The sequence below is a fragment of the Streptomyces sp. NPDC047043 genome (assembly GCF_040644055.1).
In the GTDB taxonomy this organism is placed as follows: Bacteria; Actinomycetota; Actinomycetes; order Streptomycetales; family Streptomycetaceae; genus Streptomyces.
This window is the reverse complement of record NZ_JBEYVO010000089.1, coordinates 1-2510: the sequence shown is the minus strand read 5'-3', so window position 1 is coordinate 2510 and position 2510 is coordinate 1. Positions and strand designations below refer to the sequence as shown.

3 protein-coding genes are annotated in these 2510 nt (G+C 70.0%); 2 read left to right on the top strand and 1 reads right to left on the bottom strand.

Annotated features, from left to right (window positions below):
• The first annotated feature begins 237 nt into the window (after positions 1-237).
• Positions 238-1050, top strand: coding sequence for a hypothetical protein (locus ABZ880_RS54365; RefSeq protein WP_361279413.1), 813 nt, complete (start codon positions 238-240; stop codon positions 1048-1050).
• Positions 1051-1065: 15 nt separating this feature from the next.
• Here the strand turns inward: ABZ880_RS54365 and ABZ880_RS54360 are convergent, their stop codons facing one another.
• Positions 1066-1881 (bottom strand): alpha/beta hydrolase, encoded by an 816-nt coding sequence (locus tag ABZ880_RS54360; protein WP_361279410.1) that lies wholly within the window; start codon positions 1879-1881, stop codon positions 1066-1068.
• A gap of 72 nt (positions 1882-1953) precedes the next feature.
• Between ABZ880_RS54360 and ABZ880_RS54355 the strand changes: the two genes are divergently transcribed.
• On the top strand, positions 1954-2427 hold the full coding sequence (locus tag ABZ880_RS54355; RefSeq protein WP_361279408.1) for a MarR family winged helix-turn-helix transcriptional regulator: 474 nt from the start codon (positions 1954-1956) through the stop codon (positions 2425-2427).
• The last annotated feature ends 83 nt before the right edge of the window (positions 2428-2510 follow it).

Sequence of the window (2510 nt, the reverse complement as noted above, 5' to 3'; positions counted from 1 at the left end):
GGAAGGCGCGGTCGCAGGGCGGGTAACACCGTCAAACCCGTCGCCGCAAGGTAGACAGGAATCCCCTTCCTGAGCGCAAGCGAAGGGAGGGGAGAGCTTCAATTCGGGTACTCCTACAAGAGGTCGGAGCTGGCCCGCGGCTAGAGTGCTGCGGTCGCGTGGGGGAACGCCGGTGCCGTACGGGGGGATTGAGCACTCTTGCGATCAAATGGAAGGCGCAGAGCGGTCGTTGCCGCCGTGTTCTGTGCCGTCGCCGTACTGTTCCTGGGTGCGTGCGGGACCGAGGTGGCCGGTCGGCGGACGTCCGCGTCGCCGACCGGGCCGATCCCGTGGACCATTGCGGAGCCGTCGGCCGTCACCGGGGCCCGGCTCGCCGACGGGGGCCGTACGGTGCTGCTCGAGGCGCAGGTGCCCAGTGGCGAGCGCCCGTGTGTGCGGGACCTGAAGGCGGTGCTCACCGACCCTGTGCAGGACGGCCTGGTGCGGGTGCAGATCACCTTCTACTCGCCGTCGGGGGACCGGCGTTCGGGGTGCACCAAACAGAAGGTGGCCACGGCGCGGGTCCGGCTGCCCGTCCCCCTGGGCGCACGGGAGCTGGTGGTCGACAACTACACCCAGTTCACCGCCGACGGCGCCCAGCTGCCCGCGCTGCGGCTGTGCGGGCAGCTGGGCTGCACGCCGCCGGCCACCGGCTGCACCACCGCCTCGTACGAACAGGCGCTGATCGCGGTCGACGCGCCCGCGCACACGTACCGGGACTCGGAGAAGTGCGACGGCAGGTGGCTGGTGCTGGACTTCTCCTGGCGCACGGGGCCGGCCTGCGGCGACTCGTCGGGAACGGGCTGCTCGTCCCGGCTGGGCGACCGCTGGTTCTTCCGCGCGGAGAAGAAGGGCTGGGTGCCGATCGCGGGAGGCGCGGCCGGGGGCTGCCGGGACGTGCAGCGCAGGGAGCCTGAGTTCCCGACCTCGATGTGCGCGTCGCTGGCACCGCTTTCGCCCTCGTTGCACCCGAGTTATCCCCCGGCGTCCGCCTCCCCGAGCCCGTCCTAGAAGTCCCCGGACGTCCTACAGGCTGCGGAGGAAGTCCAGCAGGATCCCGTTGAAGACCTCCGGCTTCTCCAGGTTCGGGTAGTGGCCGGTGCCCTCGACGGTCTCCGAGCGGCCGTCGGGGACGGTGCGGGTGAGGCGTTCGGCCGCATCCAGCATCTCGGCGGGTTCGAGGGTGCCGTTGATCGTGAGCACCGGGACGTCGATCTGCGGCAGGCGGGACCAGGAGTCGGTCACGCGTACGTGCCAGTCCTTCTCGCCGGGTGTGTGCTTCGCGATGGTGCCGGCGGCCATCTCGCGCAGCCGGAGCCCGATGGCCGGGTCGACGTCCTCGGCGGTGCGGTGCTCTCCGGGCACCACGCGCAGGAAGATGTCGAGCCAGCCCTGGATGTCGCCGGCGGCCAGCGTGCGGGCGTACTCGGCCCGGATCTCCTTGTGGTACGGGTCCGTGTACTGGAAGTCACCGGTCGCGGCGCCGCACGTCACCACGGCGCGGACGAGCTCCGGGTGCTCCAGCACGGTGTCGGTGGCGATGACGCCGCCCATCGACAGGCCGACGAGGACGGCGGGCCCCGCGTCGAGGTGGCGCAGCAGTTGGGCGAGGTCGTCGGCCCAGCGGAACGGCTTGCTCGCGTTGGCGGAGGAGCCGTGGCCGCGCACATCGGGGGCGATCACGCGGTACTCGGCGGCCAGGGCCGGTACCTGCTCGTCCCAGAAGCGGCTGTCGACGTAGCCGGAGTGGAGCAGGACCACGAGGTCGCCCGTTCCGGTGTCGCGGTAGGCGAGTTCGCCGTCGGTGGACGTGAAGCGGTTCAGTTCCGAAGCAACTGTCATGACAACCAAGGTGTCATCCTTGGGCGACTTTGACAACCTGGTTGTCATGATGATCCGGTGCATGATGGGCGGGTGAACGACTTCGACGCACCGCTGCCACCCGACGATCTCGGCCACCGCGTCAGTGAGGTCTTCGACCTGATCGGCGCGCTCTACCGGCGCGGCCTGCGCAAGCTCGAGCAGGGCGAGGAGGTCGAGGGGGTGTCCGTCGGTGTGCGCTCCGTCCTGGTTCTGCTGCACAGGTACGGGCCCATGACGGTGCCTCAGATGGGCCGGGTCATGGCGCTGACCCGGCAGTTCGTGCAGCGCATGGTCAACGACGCGGTGGACCGGGGCTGGGCGGAGGTCACGCCCAACCCCGCGCACCAGCGGTCCTCGCTGATCCGGATCACGGACGAGGGCGTGGCCGTCATCACCGCGATCCTCGCGCGTGAGCACGCCCTGAACCGGCAGGTCGGCGGCGATCTGACCGAGGCCGAGCTCCGGGCGTGCGTACGTGTGCTGAAGGAGATGCTGCGCACCTTCGACCACGTGGACGCTTCCTAATGCTGTTGTCAAGCGGCTGCCGTGACCGGTGGTGCGACCTGGTAACACCGTCGGTCACGGATCAGGGCCCACAGGACGTTGAC

Coding starts and splice junctions, on each gene's coding strand:
- ABZ880_RS54360 (WP_361279410.1), bottom strand. CDS start 1,881: ATGACAGTTGCTTCGGAACTGAACCGCTTCACGTCCACCGACGGCGAA.